This window comes from Sphingomonas metalli, assembly GCF_014641735.1.
GTDB classification, from domain to species: domain Bacteria; phylum Pseudomonadota; class Alphaproteobacteria; order Sphingomonadales; family Sphingomonadaceae; genus Sphingomonas; species Sphingomonas metalli.
Genome location: NZ_BMIH01000003.1, coordinates 208394 through 227373 on the forward strand (window position 1 = coordinate 208394; position 18980 = coordinate 227373).

Here is an 18980-nt window from a genome sequence, read left to right on the forward strand (position 1 = left end):
GCGCAATTCGTCGAAGGGATCAGCGTTGCGGCGCGCAGCCGACGAGGCCTCCGACCGGGATCATCACCGCGTCCGCACCGGGCCGCTCCAGCGTCAGCGTCGCCTGCTGGACCAGTCCGCCGTCGGTCAGCTCCGCCTGGCTGGAGACCGTCATCGTCAGCGTCGCGGTCACGCCCTGGGCGGCATAGCTGGTGGTGCTCGCGAAGCCGAAGCCGGTCGTGCCCGACGTGGCGTTTCGCGGCAGATCCGCCACCCGCCCGCCGAGACTCAGCCGCAAGGTTCCGCTGGATGCGGTCGCCACCGCGACCAGCTTGCGATCGGCCACGCTCCAGAGAAAGGCGGCGCAGCCCTGCTGCGGCATCGACTGGGGCCCGAGGGTATCGGGAAGCGGCACCGTAGCGGCGGCCTGGGTCAGGGCGAGCAGGATCGGCATCAGGGCGGTCATGCCGCCATACCTACCATCATCAACCAGGCCGGGTAAGCCGCCAACGCCATCAGCGTGCCGAGCGGCAGGGCATCGTCCCGCACCATCGCCCGTCCCTGCACCATTCGGAACAGGACGACGCCCAGCCCGATCAGGCCGGCGCAGAGCAGCACCGCCGGCAACAGTCGCCAGCCGAGCCAGAGCCCGATCGCGCCCAGAAGCTTGGGATCGCCGCCGCCCAGCCCGTCCCGCCCGCGCCACCGGCGATACCCTGCCGCGATGAGCCAGAGCGATGCCCGGCCGCCAAGGCCGCCCCAGAGCCGGTCGGGCAGATCGGGAGCGAGGCCTAGGACACCCCCCGCCAGCCCGAGCAGCGCGAGTGGCGCGACGATCGCATCGGGCAGCCAGAAGGCGCGTAGGTCCAGCACCGCCAGGGTCAGCAGCAGCCAGCCCAGGATCGCACCGGCAACTCCCGCAAGTCCCGGCGCCACGATCCCGGCCGCGATCGCGATGATCGCGCAGCCCGCCTCCACCTGCCAGTGCAGCGGATCGATCCGCATGCCGCAGCTACGGCACCGTCCGCGGCTGATCACGGCACTGACGAGGGGGACGAGCTCCGCCGGCTTCAACGTCCGCCCGCAACCGTCGCAGGCCGACCGGACGCGCGCGATCGACCGGCCCTCGGGCCAGCGCAGGATCACCGTCGCCGCGAAACTGCCGATCAGAAGTCCGGCAAGGCCCAGCACGACCGGCCAGACCCACGCCGGCCCGATGCCATCATGGATCAACACCGCGGATCAGATAGCGATAGACGCCCAGCACGTTGATCGCGAACAGCGCACCGTTCTGCATCCCCAGCGCCCAGTCCTCGGTCAGCCAGGCGCCGGTGAACCAGGCGATGGAGGATGCTACGAACAGGACGAAGCCCCAGCCGGTGACCCGCCGTCCGAGGTCCAGCGACACCATCAACGCGGCGGTCACGCCGGAGATCGAGGCAAACCATTTGATCCCATCGGCCAGTGCTTCCATATGCCCGCCGTAGCGAGCGGCACGGCTTTTGCCTTGACCTTTCTCAATCGCAACAAAAATCATAATCGGAGCGGAGTTCGCCATGGCCAGCATCACCCCACACGACCCGGTCGTCATCCTCTCCGCCGCCCGGACGCCGATGGGCTCGTTCCAGGGTGTGCTGGCGGGCGCGACCGCGACCGAACTGGGGGCTGCCGCCGTGAAGGGTGCGGTCGAGCGGGCGGGCGTGGCCGCGTCGGCGGTCGAGCGGATCTATATGGGTTGCGTGCTGCCCGCTGGCCTCGGCCAGGCGCCGGCGCGGCAGGCGGCGATCGGCGCGGGCCTCGGCACGCATGTCGAGGCGACGACGGTCAACAAGATGTGTGGCTCGGGGATGCAGGCGGCGATCATGGCGGCGGACGCGCTGGCCGCGGGGTCGGCGGACCTGATCGTCGCGGGCGGGATGGAGAGCATGACCAATGCGCCCTTCCTCTCCAGGACGCACCGCGGCGGCGCCCGTATCGGTCACGACACCTTCTACGATCACATGTACCTCGACGGTCTCGAGGACGCCTATGAGCCCGGCCGCCTCATGGGCAGCTTCGCCGAGGAGTCCGCCGCCGCCTATCAGTTCACCCGCGCGTCGATGGACGCGTTCGCGATCGAGTCGCTCCACCGCGCCCAGCGCGCGCAGGCGGACGGCGCGTTCGACGCGGAAATCGTCGCGGTAGAAGTGAAGGGTCGCAAGGGCGCCACCACCGTCGACGCCGACGAGCAGCCGGCCCGGGGCGACGTGGCGCGGATCCCGACCCTCAAGCCCGCCTTCTCGCCGGACGGCACGATCACCGCCGCCAATGCCTCGTCGATCTCCGACGGTGCGGCGGCACTGGTGATGACGCGGGCGAGCGTGGCGGACCGGCTGGGGCTGACCCCGATCGCCCGCGTCGTCGCGCATGCCGCCCATGCCCATGAGCCGGCGCTGTTCACCACCGCCCCCGTCCCGGCGATCCGCAAGACGCTGGACAAGGCGGGCTGGGATGTCGGTGAGGTCGACCTGTTCGAGATCAACGAGGCGTTCGCCGCGGTCGCGATGATCGCGATGCGCGATCTCGACCTGCCGCACGACAAGGTCAACATCCATGGCGGCGCCTGTGCGCTGGGCCATCCGATCGGGGCATCGGGCGCGCGGGTCCTGGCGACGCTGATCGGCGCGCTCCAGCGCACCGGCGGCCGCCGGGGTGTCGCGGCACTGTGCATCGGCGGTGGAGAGGCGACCGCCATGGCCGTGGAATTGGTCGACTAGGACCTGATCCAGCCATCATGACTCGTCGCCCCAGCGCAGGCTGGGGCCTCTACCGACCTGCCCTTCGCTATCACCGGGAGGTTTCGGCTTCCGCGAGACCTCTGTGAAAGTTACCGCGTCATGCGGGACCTGTTCCGGCATCCACCGCACACCACGCGTATAAGCCGTTGCTTATGCGGAACCGTGGATCCCGGAACTAGTCCGGGATGACGATCGCACCAGCTCAAGTAGATCGAAGCGGGAAGCCGGGCCCAAATACCCGCCCTCAGGACAGCGTCTCTCCCGGTTCGACTCCCCACAGGTTCGCGGTCTCGACATAGCCGGACTTGCCCTGCACGTCGAAGCGGCACCAGCCGCTGCCGCATTGGGTGATCCGGCCGACCACGCCCGGCGCGGCGCGCCAGAGCAGCTTGGCGGTTCCAGTCGGCTCGGCGCGCATCGGTGCCGGTGTCTCGCCCCGCACGATCGCGGTGCGGGTACGGCGAAGCAGGTTGACGAGCATCCAGCCCTCGGTCCCGTCCGGATCCTGCACCCGCCGCCATTCCTCGAACACGCCGATCACGCGCACCGGCAGGTCGACGCGCTGGTACATCCAGCTGCCCGGATAGGTGCGCGCGGGTCCGGTGCGCATCAGCGCCCGCCCCGCACCGATCGAGGCCCAATAGGGGGGCGTCGGCGTCTTGTCCTGAGCCGGCGCGGCGCTCGCGGCGACAGCCGTCAGGATCAGAAAGGCGAAGCGCGTCAGGCGCATGATGGAGTATCCCCTGTCGGTCCGGGCGGCACGGTCCCTGCCCTCCTGCCATCAAAGCCGTCGCCGGATCAACGCCCCGCGTTGACGTGCGGGGCACGCCGCGCCAAGCATCGCAGCCATGTCGGACACACGCCGCTGCCCCCGACCCCGGGTCGTCGTTACCCGGATGCTGCCCGATGCGACGATCGAGCGGATGGAGGCGCTGTTCGATACGCACGTCCATCGCAGCGACGCCCGGCTGCCCGCGGGCGCGCTGCGGGCAGCGGTCGCGGCGTGCGACGTGCTCGTGCCGACCGTCACCGATACGATCGATGCGGAGGTGATCGCCGCCGCCGCGCCCCGCCTCAAATTGATCGCCAATTTCGGTGCGGGCGTGAACCATATCGACCTCAAGGCCGCGCGGGCGCGCGGGATCATCGTCACCAACACGCCCGGTGTCCTGACCGAGGATACGGCGGACATGACGATGGCGCTCATCGTCTCCGTCCCGCGCCGACTCGCGGAGGGCGAGAAGCTCGTCCGCTCCGGCGCCTGGTGCGGCTGGAGCCCGGGCGCCATGCTCGGCCACCGGATCGGCGGCAAGGCACTCGGCATCGTCGGAATGGGGCGGATCGGCCAGGCGGTGGCGTCGCGCGCCCGCGCCTTCGGCCTCTCCATCCACTATCACAACCGCAACCGCCTGCCGGCGGTGCTGGAGGCGCAGCTCGCCGCGACCTGGCATCCCGATCTCGACGACATGCTGCGCGCGATCGACATCCTGACGGTCCACACCCCGCTCAACGCCGACAGCCGGATGCTGATCGACCGGCGCCGCATCGGCCTGATGCGGCCGCATGTCTTCCTCATCAACGCCAGTCGCGGCGGCATCGTCGACGAGGAGGCCCTGGTCGACGCCCTGGAGGCGGGTCAGCTGGCCGGTGCCGGGCTCGACGTCTGGGAGCATGAGCCGCGGATCGATCCGCGCCTGCTCGCCCTGCCCAACGTCGTGATGACCCCGCATATGGGATCGGCGACGGTGGAGGGACGCGTCGCGTCCGGCGAGAAGGTGATCCAGAACATCCGCATGTGGGCGGACGGTCACCGCCCCCCGGATCAGGTGCTCGAAGGCTGGGCCTGATGGGGAGAGGCGGGCTCCGGCGATGACTTTCCCTCAGCCGCTCGCGCCCTGCTGCTCGAAGGGCACCGGCGTCAGCTCGTAGACCTGGAAGCTCGGTCCGGGCAGCACGAGCCGCCAGCGGAAGGGGCCGACCCGTTCGGCCACGCCGATCAGGTCCCGCGTCTTGTCGACGCCGTAGCCGAGCGTTGCGGTGCCCGGCCGCTTCTGGTTGGCGCCGAGGAAGACATAGCGTCGGTCACCGTCGGGATACAGCCAGCCGCCCGGCAGGGCGGACCCCGTCTGCTTGGTGAAGCTGATCCGCTCCCCCGTCTCGCTGCCGATATAGCAGAAGAAGGGCGGCGACTTGCGCAGGACGCCGCGGGCGATCGTCACCGAGCGGCATTTGTACGAGCCGGGCGGCAGCGCCGGGTGATCGAGCGCCGCATCCGGCTTGAGCAGTTCGCCCTCCGCCTTCATCGCCGTCGCGTTGCGTCGCCCCGCCTGCGCCCAGGCCGCGCTCCAGGCGGCCGGAAGAGCCTCGATCCGGGCGGCATCGGGCTTGTCGATCGCGGTGCGCCAGGCGGGTTCGGGGGCCGGCTCGACGGTCACCGTCGCGCCGGCCGATGCGATCGGCGTCTCGGTCTTGTGCGCACAGCCCGCAAGGACCGGCGCGATGGCGAGCCACGCTGCGTTGAACCTACGCGACATCTCGTCCTCCCGCGCAGGAGCCGCCAATACCGGCCCGGCGCTCATGGTGGGCGGCGGGCAACTCGCGGCCGCCGACCCTATGGGAGATGCGCCGTCAGGGTTGACGAAAGGTTAAGCGCGCGACCAACTGCCTGATAGCAGCCGCGTTTGCGACGAGCCGGGATCAGTCGCCGGTCAGGATGCGATCCACCAGCTGCCGCACGGTCGGCACGAAACCGTTCGAATAGAAGGGATCGCGCTTGAAATTATAGGCCGCATGTCCCGCGAACATCAGGTTCGCCTCGGTATCGCCGCCATGGGCGATGTCCTGCAGCGTCTTCTGGATGCAGAAGCTGCGCGGATCGGCCAGGCGGCCGGTCGAATTTGTCTCCGTGTCCGCCCAGCTCGAGAACAGGCACTGCGACAGGCAGCCCATGCAGTCCGCCTGATCCTTGCGGATTACCTTCGCCTCTTCGGGCGTCACGAAGACCAGCGTGTTGTCCGGCGTCTTGAGCGCGGTCTGGAAGCCCTGGCCGAACCATTCGCGCGCCGAGATCAGATCGTTGCGCGTCACCCAGAAATTCTTGCCCTTCACGCCCACATCGAGCTGGAAGACGTGATCCCCCGCCTCCTGCGTCGAAAAGGCGATCTGCCGGTGCGAGCGCTCCTCGAGATTGCGCAGGAACGGGTTGCGTACCGCCGAGGAATAGAAGCCCGTCGGGCTGAACCGGTGGAGCAGCACATCGCCCTCCTCGATCGTCATCAGCCGCTGCTTCCACGCCTCCGGAATCGGGCTCTCCTGCGTCAGCAACGGACGCGTGCCGTACTGGAAGGCGATCGTGCCGAGCTCCGGATTGTCGATCCAGTCGTTCCAGTCGCGCAGGTACCAGACGCCGCCGGCCATCACGATCGGCGTCGTGTCGGGAATGCCGCCCTCGCGCATCGTCTCGCGCAGCGCCTTGACCCGGGGATAGGGGTTCTCGGGCTGCAGCGGATCCTCGGCATTGGACAGGCCGTTATGCCCGCCCGCCAGCCACGGATCCTCGTAGACGACCGCCGCCAACCACTCGCTCGCCTTCGAGTAGGCGCGCTTCCACAGGGCGCGGAAGGCGCGGCCCGAGCTGACGATCGGCAGATAGGAGACGTTGTAGGATGCGGCGATCTCGGACAGCTTGTAGGGCATGCCCGCGCCGCAGGTCACGCCCGAGACCAGCCCGCGCGTCCGCTCCAGCACGCCGTGCAGCACCCGCTGCGCGCCGCCCATCTCCCACAGCACGTTGATGTTGATGGCGCCCTTGCCGCCCGCGATGTCGAAGGCGCGACGCACCTGCTCGACCGCGCCGTCGATGGCATATTGGATCAGCTCCTCGTGCCGCTCGCGCCGCGTCAGCGCCCGATAGATCTGCGGGACGATCTTGCCGTCCGCATCATAGCTGTCGGCGTTGACGGCCGAGACGGTGCCTATCCCGCCCGCCGCGGCCCAGGCGCCGGCCGAGGCATGGTTGGTCGCCGCGACGCCCTTGCCGCCTTCCACCAGCGGCCAGACTTCGCGGCCGTTATAGACGATGGGAGAGAGGCCTTTGAACACGGTGGACGCAACCTTCGGGCAAAGATGAAAGTCCTCCCTATACCGCAACACACCGCAGGCGCGAGCGAAACCTGCCTCAGCCGCCCAAAGCGCCGGGGCGGCCGAGCGCGCGCTCGTAGAGTTCGCGGTAGCGGGCGATCATCACCGCCTCGTCATACTCGGCGGCGGCGCGTGCACGGTTGGCCGCACCGACCTGCCTGCGCAGCCCGGCGTCGCCCATCAACGCCTGGATCGCGTCCCGCAACCGGACCTCGGTCGGCCATTCGGCGATAAAGGGTGCGTTCTCGGCCGCGACCATGGTCGGGATGTCGCCCACCGGCATCGCCGCGACCGGCAGGCCCGCCGCCATCGCCTGGACAATTCCTGTGGGAAACTGCTCGACGAGCGAGGGCGAGGCGACCAGATCGAACAGGCCCAGCACCTGATAAGGGCGCTCGACCCCGCCGGGTACGATCGTGACCTGCCCGCCGATCCCCATCACCGCGGCGGCGCCCTCGACATTCGCGCGCTCGGGTCCGTCGCCGAGGAAGACGATGCGGAACCGGCCGGATAATCCACCCGCCGCGCGGATCAGGGCGGTGGGATTGCGCTGGGCGGTCAGCGGCCCCGGCACCGCGATCAACACCTCGCCGTCGCCTCGCGTCAGCCCGGGCAAGGCTTCCGGATCCGGCCTGGCCGCATAGGCGGCGATCGGCACGCCATGCACGATGCGATGGACGCGGGCCGGAGGCTGCTTCCAGGGGCCGAGCGCGATCCGCTCCATCGTCGCGGACGGCACCACCAGAGCCGACGCGGCACCCAGTGCGGCGCGGCGGAAGAGGTTGCGCTCGAGCTTCAGCCCGCTGGCCTCGTCCGCTCCGAAGCCTTCCTCGTGATGGACGAGCGGCGGCAGCCCCTTGGCGAAGGCCCGGCGCGCCATCACCCCGTCGATCGCGCCCCAGCCATAGGTGAGGACCAGATCGAAGCGGCGCATCAGACGGGCGATCGCCTCGTACCGCGCCACGGACGGCCGTCCCGCCAGCGGCGGCGGCGCCTGTGCGATCTCGTGAGCGACGCCGCGCGGTGTCGATGCCGCCGCTCCGAGCGCAGCCGCATCCGCAGAGACGGTGACATGCCGCGCCCGTTCGCCCCAGGCGCTCATCAGCCGCTGGACCCGCGCCGTCTTGGCGGAGGGATCGAAGTTGTCGTGCAGATGAAGGATCGAGAGAGTCGCCATGCCGCCCGCGTTACAGACTCCCCTGCGCATGCGCACCCGGCTTTCGGGTTTCGCCGCAGGTCGAGTGCGTTAACCATCAATGTGCGGAACCGGACCGTCTTTGCTGCGTTGCGGGATCCTCTCTGGTCGAAACGGGAGTTCGACATGCTCAAGACGATTTTCGCCTCCAGCTGCGCCGCCGCCATGTGCGTCGCCCCCGCTTACGCCGCACCTGTTGCCAATCCGGCGCAGTCGCTGTCGGTGAGCTCGAACGCCCGGGTCGGCACGCCGGCGCGCAAGTCGTCGCAGAAGCTTGCCGCGCCCGGCGCCGTGGTCGGCCTGGTGCTCGCGGCGGCGATCGTCGCGGGCGGCGTGATCATCGCGGTCGACGACGACGACAACTCCGACAGCAACTGACCGGACTGATGGCGTGAATGAGGAGGCGTGCCGTGGCGGCGCGCCTCCTTTTCCTTATGCGTCCTCGCCGGAGGCGATCCGACGGAGCCGCTCGGTGAAGCGGGCCTCGGACAGGCGGATACGGCGCCGGATCACCGCGCCGATCAACAGGAATCCCGCGATCAGCATCGCCCATGTCGCCGGCTCGGGCAGATGGCCGCTGTCCTTGATCTCGGCGATGCGCAGATCGGCATAGGCGATGGGCCCGCGGCCGCTGATATGCACCCGGGCGATGTCGCCGAGCCCGGTCAGGCTCAGGCGTTCGCCCCCCGTGGCCTCGTCCCCGCTCCGCTCGGCGACGCCGAGGAGCCGCCCCGATTCGTCATAGGCGGTCACCATCGCCCGCAGGTCGGGATCGACCGAGATCGAGAAGGAGTCGGTCGAGCCCCGCCGGGACGGATCGCGCGGGTCGACGATCATCAGGTCGAGGTCGGCGCGTGCGTCGACACAGGCTGCCCCGGCCGGTTCGGACGGGCAGCCGCTGTCGCGGATGACGACGCCGGCATGGCCGCTCTGCACGCCGGTGGTGGCAAGCGCCGGCAGGGGCGAGACGCCCGCGACCATCGCCATCACCCAACCTGCCGTACGCACCGCCGTCACCCCTGAAGTTCAACCTGGGGCGGAGCTTAATCCAGCGTTCATCCAGCCTCAAGACTCAGGCGAATCGATCTTTCCCGATATGGGTCACGCGACAGGCCAGGTCGGCCTCGCCGCTCGCCACGACATAATGATCACCGGCATCGACGATCCCAGTCGTGAACACCACCTGGTCGAGATACATCAGGTCGGCGAGCGGCTCGGTGAGATCGGGCGCCGGTTCGAGCAGGGGCTCGTGGCGGGTATCCACCACGATGCTCGGGTCGTCGCGGTCGAGGATCGACCAATAGGTGCGGTAGATGCCCACGACCCCCGATGGCTCGACGCCATGCCACAGCGTCAGCCAGCCGCGCTCGGTGGCGATCGGCGGTGCGCCGCCGCCCATCCGCGCGGTCGCCATGGTCGCGGCATGGGGCCGGATCCCCGGCCGGTCGTGCGGCTTCCAGTGCAGGGCATCGGGCGAGCGGGCGAGATTGATCGACGGTCCCGCCCGCCACGGGCTGTCCGGCGGATAGGCGAAGTACAGGTCGCCCAGCGGTCGCGTCTGCGCCCAATATTCCCCGGCGATGAGCCCCTCGAAGATCAGCATGTCCTTGTTCTGGTGATCGAGGACGATGCCCTCCAGCCGCCAGTCCACGGCGTCGTCGCTCGTGTAGAGGGTCGTCGAGTGGCGCTCGGGGCTGACCGAACAGGTGGTCATCAGCCAGCGGTCGCCGACCCGGCTGATCCGCGCATCCTCGACGCCATAGCATTGATAGTCCGCCGCCGGCACGATCGCCCGATCGTAATGCACCACTTCGACCCTCAATCCGTCCGGCGACAGCTCGACCGGGAGCAGCCAGGACAGGCTGGTCAACGCCATCACCTTCCACCCGCCGCCCCGCATCATGAACTTTCGCGGGTCCGCGGTGTCGACGAGCTGGAGCGGCCAGGGATCGAGGCGATAGCCTTCCACAGTCCAGCGGATCGCATGGATATGCCCGTCACGGATCGGATGGCGCAGCGCCTCCGCGACCCGCACCATCATCAGGAGATTGCCGTTGGGCAGCCGGGTCAGCCCGGGATTGAACGCGCCGAGGATATAGGTCTCGGCCTCCACCCTGCCCGCCAGCGGCGACCGCGCAAGGTCGACGTCGCGCGGGCTGAAGACGATCCGGTCGATATGCATGCGCCCTCCGTTCGGCCTTTGGCTGAGACGCTGCCGGACGTGCAGGGTTCCGCGCCCGCAACTGCGGCCGCATCATGCAAATGGATGATGCGCACGCTCTGCGCCCTGCCCTATCGGGGCGGAACGCGGCGTCCGGGGGGAATGCCGTCAGGAGGGAAAGCGGCGGTGCGTGGGCGCGGCACGATGGTCTGGGGCGCATTGACGATGGCGGCGATCGGGGTCGCCGTCGCGGGCTTGCTGGGTGCAGCAAGTCTGGCGACGGTGTCGCAGCCACGATCGGACTTTCGGATGCAGGCCGACGCACCGTCGCGGGAGGCGATCGCCTTTCGCGAGGCGGCCCTGCCGGGCGATCAGGGCGTGTCGGTCGGCCTGCCGATCGGCGCCTGCGTCGCCGAACCGTGCACGCGTGCATGGTACGATCTGCCGCCGCCGGCCGCGCCGACCCCGCACGTGATCGCCGGACGGGACTGGCTGGCGCCGTCGGTGGCCGTCGCGATGCTGATCGTCCTCCTCCTTCGGCTGCGCGACCGGCGAAGGAAGCGCCGCCTTCCCCTGTAGGGTCGGCCATGGGAGGCCGGCCCCTGACCCGATGCGGCCCGGCCGAATCGGACACAGGCATGGATCAGCCGCGGTCGATCCGGTCGAGCAGCCGTCCGACCGCGGCCTCCGCCTCGGGCTCGGCCAGCGTCGGCGCGTGTCCGACGCGTGGCACCGTGACCAACTCCGCCTCGGGCAGCGCGGCCATCATCCGCTGCGCGGTCTTCTCGCCCAGCAGGTCCGATCGCTCGCCCCGCACGACCGCCACCGGTACGCCGGAAAGCCCGGCGAGTGCCGACCACATGTCCGGCCCCGTCTCCGCGCCGGGCACGCGGAACGGCTCGGCAATCCGCATGTCATAGTCGAGCACGACCCGTCCGGCGGTGTTCACGCGATAGAGCCGCTTGGCCATGGCCAGCCAGTCCTGCAGCCCCCAGTCGGGATAGACGTCGCGATTGGCCTCCTCCACGGCCCGCGCGGCGTGGAGCCAGGTCGGCCAGCTCGACGCCTTGCCGACATAGCCGCGGATCCGCGACAGGCCCCCCGCCTCGATCTCCGGCCCGACATCGTTGATCAGCGCGCCCGCCAGCCGGCCGCGGGCGGGTCTGGCGAGGAGCATGGTGACGATCCCGCCCAGCGAGGTGCCGATCATCGCGAAACGACCGATGCCCTGCTCGGCGAGCAGCGCCTCGAGATCCTGGACGTAGGTGAGCGGGACATAGCTCATAGCGTCCTTGGCGTAGCCGCTCTCGCCGCGGCCGCGCAGGTCGACCGCGATCACCCGCCGCGCGCCCGACCAGCGTTCGGCGAACGCGGCATAGTCCCGCGCGTTGCGAGTCAGGCCCGGCACGCAGAGCAGCGGCACCGCGCCCGGATCGCCGGGATAGTCGCGCGCATGCAGCCGCACCCCGTCGTTCGACCACCAATGCACGTCTGAATATGCGGCCATGTTGCGCCCCGGGTTGCGACGCCCCCATATTGCGCCATGCCCGTCGACCCGCAAGCATATCACCCTGCCGACGCCCTGGCCGCGCTGGGCCCGGACTTCTGGGATCCGGTCGAGGCTGCTCGATTTCCCGAGACCCGCCTTCGCTTCCGCAACGATCGCGCGGCGGCCCAGGTCGGCCTGGCAACGCTGGACGATGACGAGTGGGTCACCCATTTCGGGCGCTTCCAGCCGCTGCCCGGCACGCTTCGCCAGCCCCTGGCGCTACGCTATCACGGGCATCAGTTCCGCGCGTACAATCCCGATATCGGCGACGGACGCGGCTTCACCTTCGCGCAGCTCCGCGACGATCGCGGGCGGCTCATGGATCTCGGCACCAAAGGCTCGGGCCAGACCCCCTATAGCCGCTTCGGCGACGGCCGGCTGACGCTCAAAGGCGCGGTGCGCGAGATCCTCGCCACCGAGATGCTCGAAGCGCTCGATGTACCCACGTCGCGCACCCTGTCGGTGATCGAAACCGGCGAGGCGCTCGATCGCGGCGACGAACCCTCGCCGACCCGCTCGGCGGTGCTGGTCCGGCTCAGCCACGGCCATATCCGCATCGGCAGCTTCCAGCGCCTCGCCTATCTGCGCGACGCAGAGGGCATGCAGCGGCTCGCCGGCTATGTGCTCGCGAACCTCTATGGCGAGGCGGGCGACGATCCCGTTCGGCTGCTGGAGCAGGTCGTGGCGCGCACCGCCGTGCTGGCGGCGCGCTACATGGCGGCCGGCTTCGTCCATGGCGTGCTCAATTCCGACAACATCAACGTCACCGGCGAAAGCTTCGACTATGGCCCCTGGCGCTTCGCGCCGGTCTGGGACCCGAACTTTACCGCCGCCTATTTCGACCATGCCGGCCTGTATGCCTTCGGCCGCCAGCCCGAGGCGATCGGCTGGGACGTCGCACAGCTCGCCGCATCGCTGCGCCTCGTCGCGGAGAGCGATCCGCTGATCGCGGCGCTCGACGGGTTTGGTCCTGCCTTCCAGGCCGCGCTGCCCGCGGCGATCCTCTGGCGGCTCGGCCGGCGGCCGGTCGATGCGGCGACGGATCGCGCGACGGTCCGCGTGGTGGAACAGGCGCTGCGCAGCACCGGCGCGCCGCTCGACCGATTCTTCTTCGACGCCTTCGCGGCCGATCTGCCCGCCGGCTATGGCCCCGAATGGGACGCCGTTCGCGCGGCACTGGCCGGCCATCTCTTGCGCAGCACCCGAGAGGCTGCCTTCTGGCACGGCGAGCCGCAGGGGCTGCTGATCGACGAGGTCGAGGCGCTCTGGACGCCGATCGCCGAACGCGACGACTGGGCGCCGCTCGAACGCAAGGTCGCGGCCATCCGCACCATGGGCGCGGCGCTCGCCTGATCCGCGTCCCTCGACTCGAAGCCGACGTACGTTAAAGACGAACCATGGCCGAACTCATCTCGTACGAGCCCGCGACCGGCATCGAAATCGCGCGGCTTCCTTTGGGCGACGTGGAACAGGAGGTGGCGATCGCGCGCCAGTCCTGGTCCGAATGGGCGGCACGCCCCCTGTCCTTTCGGGTCGAGACCCTGCGCCGCTACGCCAATGTCGTCCGCCAGCGCTATGACGACTTCGCCGACCTGATCGCGCGCGAGACGGGCAAGCCGCTCTGGGAGGCCCGGACCGAGGTCGATTCGGTCATCGCCAAGGTCGACATCTCGGTCGCCGCCTATGCGGACCGCACGTCGCAGCGGCGGATGGAAGGACAGATGGGCACGCGCGTCGCGGTTCGGCACAAGCCGCATGGCGTGCTCGCGGTGCTCGGCCCCTATAATTTCCCGGCGCACCTGCCCAACGGCCATATCGTGCCCGCGCTGATCGCCGGCAACGCCATCGTCTTCAAGCCGTCGGAGAAGACGCCCGCGACCGGCGCCTTCCTGGTGCAATGCCTGCACGCCGCCGGCGTTCCCGAGGGCTGCGTCCGCCTGCTGGTCGGCGCGGCGGCGGAGGGCCAGGCGCTGTCGGCGCATGCCGGGATCGACGGCCTGCTCTTCACCGGCTCGGCCCGGACCGGGCTGGCGCTCAACCGGTTGTTCGCGGACCGGCCGGAGAAGATCCTGGCGCTGGAGATGGGTGGCAACAATCCGATCATCGTCTGGGATACGCCCGACATCCACAGCGCCGCGGTGCTGGTCGTCCAGTCCGCCTTTACCAGCGCCGGACAGCGTTGCACCGCCGCCCGCCGGCTGATCGTGCAGGACGGGATGGCCGATGCGCTGCTCGCCGAGATCGAGGGGCTGTGCCGCCGCATCATCGTCGGCGCGCCGCACGACAGTCCGGCTCCCTTCATGGGGCCGGTGATCGACAACGACGCCGCCGATCAGCTGACCGAAGGCTTTCTCGCACTGCTGATGAAGGGCGGCCGGCCGATCCGGCATCTCGAGCGGCCCCAGCCGGACCGGCCCTTCCTGCTTCCGGCGATGATCGACATGACCGCGGTGGCGGAACGGCCGGACGTCGAGCTGTTCGGCCCCATCCTCCAGGTGGTGCGGATCGCCGATTTCGACGCTGCGATCGCCGAGGCGAACCGCACGCGCTACGGCCTGTCCGCCTCGCTGGTCAGCCAGACGCCGACGCTGTACGACCGCTTCTGGGCGCAGGCGCGTGCAGGCATCGTCAACTGGAACCGCCCGACCAACGGCGCGGCGTCGAACGCGCCGTTCGGCGGGATCGGCCATTCGGGCAACCACCGCCCCTCGGCCTATTATGCCGCCGATTACTGCGCCTATCCGGTGGTCTCCAGCGAGGCGGAGTCGCCGCGCGCCTCGATCGGGGTCGGCCTGCGCGACGGCTGATCGGTCAGTCGACCCAGTCGCGGCGCAGCGGCGCCGCCGCCAGCCACATCAGCACGCCCGCCAGAAGGTACAAGCCGAGGCCCGACAGCATCGCATAGCGCAAGGCCTCGGTCCCGAAGCGCGCGGTCATCGCATCCGACAGCGCCCCCATCACCAGCGTGCCCGCCCCCAGCCCGATCAGATTGTTGATCAGCAGGAAGGTCGCGCTCGCGGTCGCGCGCATATGCGCGGGCACCAGATGCTGGACCGCGGCGATGACCGGGGCCAGCCAGACATAGACCAGCGCCTGGGGCACCAGCCACAGAAGGAACGCCGCCGTGCTCGACGAGGACAGAATGCCCGCCGCGAAGAAGGGCACCGCGATCCAGAAGCTGACCGCCGGCAGCCGCGCATACATGCCCCGATCGCGCGCGCCGAGCCGGTCGCCGACGAACCCGCCGAGCAACACCCCCGCCACCCCGCCGATCAGCAGCAGCCCGCCATAGAAGCGGCCGATCCCGGCCAGCTCCATGCCGAAGCTGCGCTTGAGGAGCGACGGGAGCCAGAAGGCGAGGCCGTAGCCCAGCATCGAGCTCGATGCCGCACCGAAGGCGAGCAGCCAGAAGCTCCGCTTGCGCGCGAGGATCCCGAAGACGCCCGCGATCGGTTCGGCTCCGGCCGGAGTCGCCGGGCGCGCGGGTTCGCGGACGATCAGGCGGAAGAGCGGGGCGACGACCACACCGGCGATCCCGACCGCGACGAAAGCCGTGCGCCAGTCGATCGTCGCCGCGATCCAGCCCCCCAGCATCACCCCCGCGGCCGAGCCGAGCGGGATGCCGAGCGAATAGACCGACAGCGCCCGCGCGCGCTGGCCGGCGGGAAAATAGTCGGCGATCAGTGCATAGGACGGCGCCACGCCCCCCGCCTCGCCCACGCCGACCCCCAGCCGGCACCAGAAGAGCTGCCAGAAGCTGCCCGCATAACCGCACAGCGCCGTGAAGCCGCTCCACACGGCGAGGCTGACCGTGATGACCCAGCTCCGGCTCGTCCGGTCCGCCAGCCAGGCGAGCGGAATGGCGAGCGTGGAGTAGAGCAGCGCGAAGGCGAGGCCGCCAAGCGCGCCGAGCTGGGTATCGGACAGCGCCAGATCGGCCTTGATCGACGGGGCGAGGATGCCGAGGATCTGCCGGTCGACGAAGTTGAAGGTGTAGACGATCAGCAGCATCGCCAGCACCACGCCGCGATAGCCCGGTCGCGCCGTCGTCGTCCTGTCCGTCATCTGTCCCTCCCCGGCTCCCGTGCCGTCCGTCAGAACCGCACCTCGAACGTCGCCGTAGCGGTCCGCGGCGGACCGTAATAGCCGATGATGGAATTGCCGAAGAGCGCGCCGGGGAAGTTGTACCCGCCGACCCGGTACCGCGCATCGGTCAGGTTGCGCAGGTTCATCGCCACCCGGTATCGCCCGTCGCCCGAGATCCAGTTGGCCGAGGCGTTGACCAGCGCATAGCCATCCTGGTCGAGCGCCGGCGTCGGGATCTCGAACAGCGTATAGTCGGACCGGAGGCTCACTTCCGGAGTCACCGACAAGGTACCGCCGGCAAAATCGGTCGAGGCGGTGAACGATCCGTTGACGGTGAACTTCGGCGTATTCTGGAACACCCGCTGGTTGGCGACATCGACCGGGGTGGTGCCGCCGGCGATGAAGGTCAGGAACTCCTTGTACTTGGCATGGGTGTAACCGAGAGACGCCTGAGCGGAGAACCAGCGTGCCGGCACCAGCCGCGTCTCCAGCTCCAGTCCGTAGATGTCGGCCTTGCCGGCATTGTCGACGAAGCTGGCGATGCCGCCGGCGATGTTGGGCACCTGCACCGTGACCTGCTGGTCCTTGTAGCGCGAGTAATAGCCGGCAAGGTTCACGAACAGCGTCCGGTCGAGGAACGCGCTCTTCAGACCTAGCTCGTAGCTGGTGATCTTCTCCGGATCATAGCCGTTGACGGTCGTGGGGGTGAACACCGCATCGCCGCGCATGTCGAATCCGCCCGATTTGAAGCCCTTGCCCCAGGACGCGTACAGATTGAGGTCGCGCCGCGGCTCGTAGCTCAGCGAGAAGCGCGGAGTGAACTGATCGAAGCTGCGCGAATTGGTATAGTCGGTGCGGATGAGGCCGGGCACCGCCGCCGCATTGCCGAACCGTGGCGAGCGGATCCCGGTATAGTTGCGCCGGAAGACGGTGCCCGTCTTGTCGTCCTTGGTGTAGCGCAGCCCCGCCGACAGCTTCAGCGTCTCGGTCAGGGCATAGGTGAAGTCGCCGAAGGCTGCATAGCTCTTCGTCTTGACCCGACCCGACGTCAGCGTCGTCGTGTTGAGCAGCCCGACCACCGTGTCGAACGCGCCCGACGCGGTGGCATCGAGATAATAGAGGCCGAACACGCCCTGCAGGCGCTCGCCCTCGTAGAGCAGCTGCAGCTCCTGGGTGAACTGGTTGTCCTGATAATAGGCGGGCACGTCGAGCGTCGGCAGGGCGGTATTGTCGAAGTCGATCACCGTGTCGGTCGACCCCTCGCGATAGGCGGTGATCGTCTTGAAGGTGACCGCGTCGGAAAGGCGGAACTCGCCCGTGCCCGAGACGCCCTGCGCCAGCACGCGGTTGCGGTCGCCGATGCCTGCGCGCGTGTCGTACACGCTGTTCGTCGGCGCGTAGCGCGGATCGGTGCCGTTGCCGACCAGACGGGTGCCGTGGCGGGGGTTGGACTTGTCGAGCGTGCGGTCTCCCGCGATCCGCACGAAGATGTCGTCGTTCGGCGAGAATTCGGCCGAGACGCGCGCCGCCAGCACGTCCTTGTCATATTGGTCGACGCCGGTGGTCAGGTTGCGGCCATAGCCGTCGCGCTTGTAGCGGGCGATGGCCCCGCCGATCGACAGGCTGTCGGTGATCGGCACCGCGATCTGGCCGACCAGATCGAGCTGGTCGTAGCTGCCATAGGCGACCCGCGCCGTGCCCGACAGCTCATGACCCAGCTTCTTGGTGACGTATTTGATCGCGCCGCCGATCGTGTTGCGGCCGTAGAGGGTTCCCTGCGGCCCGCGCAGCACCTCGACCCGTTCGACGTCGAAGATGTCCAGCACCGCGCCTTGTGGCCGTGCGACATAAACGTCGTCGATATAGAGGCCGATGCCCGGCTCGAACCCCCAGAGCGGATCCTGCTGGCCGACGCCGCGGCTGAAGGCGATCAGCGTCGAGTTGGAACCGCGCGCGATCTGCAGGGTGAGGTTCGGGGTCTTGTCCTGCAAGGCGGTGATGTCGACCGCCCCCTGCCGCTCGAGCTGGTCGCCCGAGATCGCCGACATCGAGATCGGCACGTCGATCAGCGTCTCCTCGCGGCGGCGGGCGGTGACGACGATGTCGGCCGGGCTGCTCTCTTCGGCCTGGACGCTCGCCGCATTCTCGGCTGGGCGGGCATCGGGTGTGCGCGGCGTTTCGGTGATCTGGGCCGAGGCCGGGATCGACGCCGCAAGTGCGACGGTTCCTGCACCCAGGTTCAACAGCAAACGAAGCGACCGACGGCCCATTCTCATCCTCCCTCTTCGCGACCCGGTTGCGTGGTCCCGCCCCGGCTTGTGCGTCGTTGCATCACGCTATACTGAAACCTGAACCGGGTTTCAACTTCGGAGATGACAAGAGGATGAAGGGGGAGGCAGACAGGCCGGGGCCGGACGCGTCCGCGCCGTCGTCCGATCCGAAGGCGCCGCGGACCGAACGCGGCCGGCGCACCCGGCGCGCGCTCCTCGACGCCGCGGCGGCCGAGTTCGGCGAGCGCGGCTTTCATGACGCCTCGATCAGCGGGATCACCGCGCGAGCCGGGGTGGCGCTCGGCAGCTTCTACACCTGGTTCGATTCGAAGGAGGCGCTCTTCTGTGCACTCGTCGGCGACATGTCGGAGCAGGTCCGCGCCCATGTCGCGCCCCATGTCCGCAGCGCTCCCGACGGCCTCGCCGCCGAACGCGCGGGCCTCGCCTCGTTCCTGGGCTTCGTGCGCGATCACAAGGAGATCTACCGCATCATCGACGAGGCCGAATTCGTCGATCCCGCCAGCTTCCGCCGCCACTATGCCGGCACCGCCGAGCGCATCGCCGCCCGCCTCGCCGCCGCTGCCGGACGCGGCGAGACCCGCCCGCCCGCGGATCCCGCCGAGACCGAGGTGCAGGCCTGGGCGATCATGGGCATGAACGTGTTCCTCGGCCTCCGGTACGGCGTGTGGAGCGAGGATGCCGATCTCGACGCGGTTGCCGACGCGGCGGCGGATATGCTGAAGCGGGGACTGGGGCCGGGGGAGAGTTAGACCTCCCCGCACTCCCCCGTCACCCCGGACGGGTTCCGGGGTCCATCGCGCGG

At 69.4% G+C, this 18980-nt stretch carries 19 protein-coding genes; 7 read left to right on the forward strand and 12 right to left on the reverse strand.

Translation table 11 applies throughout. The features are described 5' to 3' along the window. Nucleotides 1-19 precede the first annotated feature (19 nt). From IEX18_RS11255 to IEX18_RS11265, 3 genes are read right to left on the reverse strand one after another with little or no spacing between them, the layout of a single operon-like run. Complete coding sequence (locus IEX18_RS11255; RefSeq protein ID WP_188658870.1) at nucleotides 20-445, reverse strand: hypothetical protein; 426 nt, start codon at nucleotides 443-445, stop codon at nucleotides 20-22. Further along, the gene (locus IEX18_RS11260; RefSeq protein ID WP_373284573.1) at nucleotides 442-1209 is read right to left on the reverse strand and encodes a prepilin peptidase; all 768 of its coding nucleotides are present in this window, start codon (nucleotides 1207-1209) and stop codon (nucleotides 442-444) included. The genes IEX18_RS11255 and IEX18_RS11260 overlap by 4 nt, the downstream gene beginning before the upstream one ends. Next, entirely contained in the window at nucleotides 1202-1546 is a 345-nt protein-coding gene (locus IEX18_RS11265) for a hypothetical protein (RefSeq protein ID WP_229664536.1), read from the reverse strand. Before IEX18_RS11265 ends, IEX18_RS11260 begins: the two co-directional genes overlap by 8 nt. Between IEX18_RS11265 and IEX18_RS11270 the strand changes: the two genes are divergently transcribed. Next, nucleotides 1536-2735 (forward strand): acetyl-CoA C-acyltransferase, encoded by a 1200-nt coding sequence (locus IEX18_RS11270; protein WP_188658871.1) that lies wholly within the window; start codon nucleotides 1536-1538, stop codon nucleotides 2733-2735. The genes IEX18_RS11265 and IEX18_RS11270 overlap by 11 nt on opposite strands. A 265-nt stretch (nucleotides 2736-3000) precedes the next feature. Here the strand turns inward: IEX18_RS11270 and IEX18_RS11275 are convergent, their stop codons facing one another. Then, nucleotides 3001-3486: an SH3 domain-containing protein gene (locus tag IEX18_RS11275; RefSeq protein ID WP_188658872.1), complete on the reverse strand. Its 486-nt coding sequence runs from the start codon at nucleotides 3484-3486 to the stop codon at nucleotides 3001-3003. Nucleotides 3487-3604: 118 nt separating this feature from the next. On the opposite strand from IEX18_RS11275, the gene IEX18_RS11280 reads away from it, so the two are divergent. After that, on the forward strand, nucleotides 3605-4603 hold the full coding sequence (locus IEX18_RS11280; protein WP_188658873.1) for a 2-hydroxyacid dehydrogenase: 999 nt from the start codon (nucleotides 3605-3607) through the stop codon (nucleotides 4601-4603). 33 nt (nucleotides 4604-4636) lie between these two features. On the opposite strand, the gene IEX18_RS11285 is transcribed toward IEX18_RS11280, so the two are convergent. The 3 genes from IEX18_RS11285 to IEX18_RS11295 all read right to left on the reverse strand — a co-directional run bounded on the left by IEX18_RS11285 (nucleotide 4637) and on the right by IEX18_RS11295 (nucleotide 8073). Then, the gene (locus IEX18_RS11285) at nucleotides 4637-5290 is read right to left on the reverse strand and encodes a DUF4893 domain-containing protein (protein ID WP_188658874.1); all 654 of its coding nucleotides are present in this window, start codon (nucleotides 5288-5290) and stop codon (nucleotides 4637-4639) included. Nucleotides 5291-5453: 163 nt separating this feature from the next. Next, complete coding sequence (locus IEX18_RS11290) at nucleotides 5454-6857, reverse strand: NAD(P)H-dependent flavin oxidoreductase (RefSeq protein WP_188658875.1); 1404 nt, start codon at nucleotides 6855-6857, stop codon at nucleotides 5454-5456. Between the two features lie 76 nt (nucleotides 6858-6933). After that, a complete protein-coding gene (locus tag IEX18_RS11295; RefSeq protein ID WP_188658876.1) occupies nucleotides 6934-8073 on the reverse strand; it encodes a glycosyltransferase family 4 protein in 1140 nt (379 codons plus the stop codon). 144 nt (nucleotides 8074-8217) lie between these two features. Here IEX18_RS11295 and IEX18_RS11300 point away from each other — a divergent pair, with 144 nt between their 5' ends. Continuing rightward, nucleotides 8218-8469 carry a hypothetical protein gene (locus IEX18_RS11300; RefSeq protein WP_188658877.1) on the forward strand — a complete coding sequence of 84 codons (252 nt, stop codon included), beginning with the start codon at nucleotides 8218-8220 and terminating at the stop codon, nucleotides 8467-8469. A 54-nt stretch (nucleotides 8470-8523) separates the two neighbouring features. On the opposite strand, the gene IEX18_RS11305 is transcribed toward IEX18_RS11300, so the two are convergent. Further along, entirely contained in the window at nucleotides 8524-9099 is a 576-nt protein-coding gene (locus IEX18_RS11305) for a PEPxxWA-CTERM sorting domain-containing protein (protein ID WP_229664537.1), read from the reverse strand. Nucleotides 9100-9163: 64 nt separating this feature from the next. Continuing rightward, nucleotides 9164-10273 carry a glycoside hydrolase family 130 protein gene (locus IEX18_RS11310; RefSeq protein ID WP_188658878.1) on the reverse strand — a complete coding sequence of 370 codons (1110 nt, stop codon included), beginning with the start codon at nucleotides 10271-10273 and terminating at the stop codon, nucleotides 9164-9166. A gap of 165 nt (nucleotides 10274-10438) precedes the next feature. Between IEX18_RS11310 and IEX18_RS11315 the strand changes: the two genes are divergently transcribed. Next, entirely contained in the window at nucleotides 10439-10831 is a 393-nt protein-coding gene (locus IEX18_RS11315; RefSeq protein ID WP_188658879.1) for a hypothetical protein, read from the forward strand. Between the two features lie 64 nt (nucleotides 10832-10895). On the opposite strand, the gene IEX18_RS11320 is transcribed toward IEX18_RS11315, so the two are convergent. Further along, nucleotides 10896-11759 carry an alpha/beta fold hydrolase gene (locus tag IEX18_RS11320; protein WP_188658880.1) on the reverse strand — a complete coding sequence of 288 codons (864 nt, stop codon included), beginning with the start codon at nucleotides 11757-11759 and terminating at the stop codon, nucleotides 10896-10898. Between the two features lie 36 nt (nucleotides 11760-11795). Between IEX18_RS11320 and IEX18_RS11325 the strand changes: the two genes are divergently transcribed. Together IEX18_RS11325 and astD are read left to right on the forward strand one after the other, a co-directional pair. After that, on the forward strand, nucleotides 11796-13154 hold the full coding sequence (locus IEX18_RS11325) for a protein adenylyltransferase SelO family protein (protein ID WP_188658881.1): 1359 nt from the start codon (nucleotides 11796-11798) through the stop codon (nucleotides 13152-13154). Nucleotides 13155-13198: 44 nt separating this feature from the next. Next, on the forward strand, nucleotides 13199-14608 hold the full coding sequence (gene astD / locus IEX18_RS11330; protein ID WP_188658882.1) for a succinylglutamate-semialdehyde dehydrogenase: 1410 nt from the start codon (nucleotides 13199-13201) through the stop codon (nucleotides 14606-14608). Nucleotides 14609-14612: 4 nt separating this feature from the next. Here astD and IEX18_RS11335 read toward each other — a convergent pair whose 3' ends face one another. Both IEX18_RS11335 and IEX18_RS11340 read right to left on the reverse strand, forming a co-directional pair. After that, nucleotides 14613-15866, reverse strand: coding sequence for a spinster family MFS transporter (locus IEX18_RS11335; protein WP_188658883.1), 1254 nt, complete (start codon nucleotides 15864-15866; stop codon nucleotides 14613-14615). A 29-nt stretch (nucleotides 15867-15895) separates the two neighbouring features. Beyond that, nucleotides 15896-18157, reverse strand: a complete 2262-nt coding sequence (locus IEX18_RS11340) for a TonB-dependent receptor (RefSeq protein WP_229664538.1) — start codon at nucleotides 18155-18157, stop codon at nucleotides 15896-15898. A 113-nt stretch (nucleotides 18158-18270) separates the two neighbouring features. On the opposite strand from IEX18_RS11340, the gene IEX18_RS11345 reads away from it, so the two are divergent. Then, nucleotides 18271-18927 carry a TetR/AcrR family transcriptional regulator gene (locus IEX18_RS11345; RefSeq protein WP_188658885.1) on the forward strand — a complete coding sequence of 219 codons (657 nt, stop codon included), beginning with the start codon at nucleotides 18271-18273 and terminating at the stop codon, nucleotides 18925-18927. Nucleotides 18928-18980 lie beyond the last annotated feature (53 nt).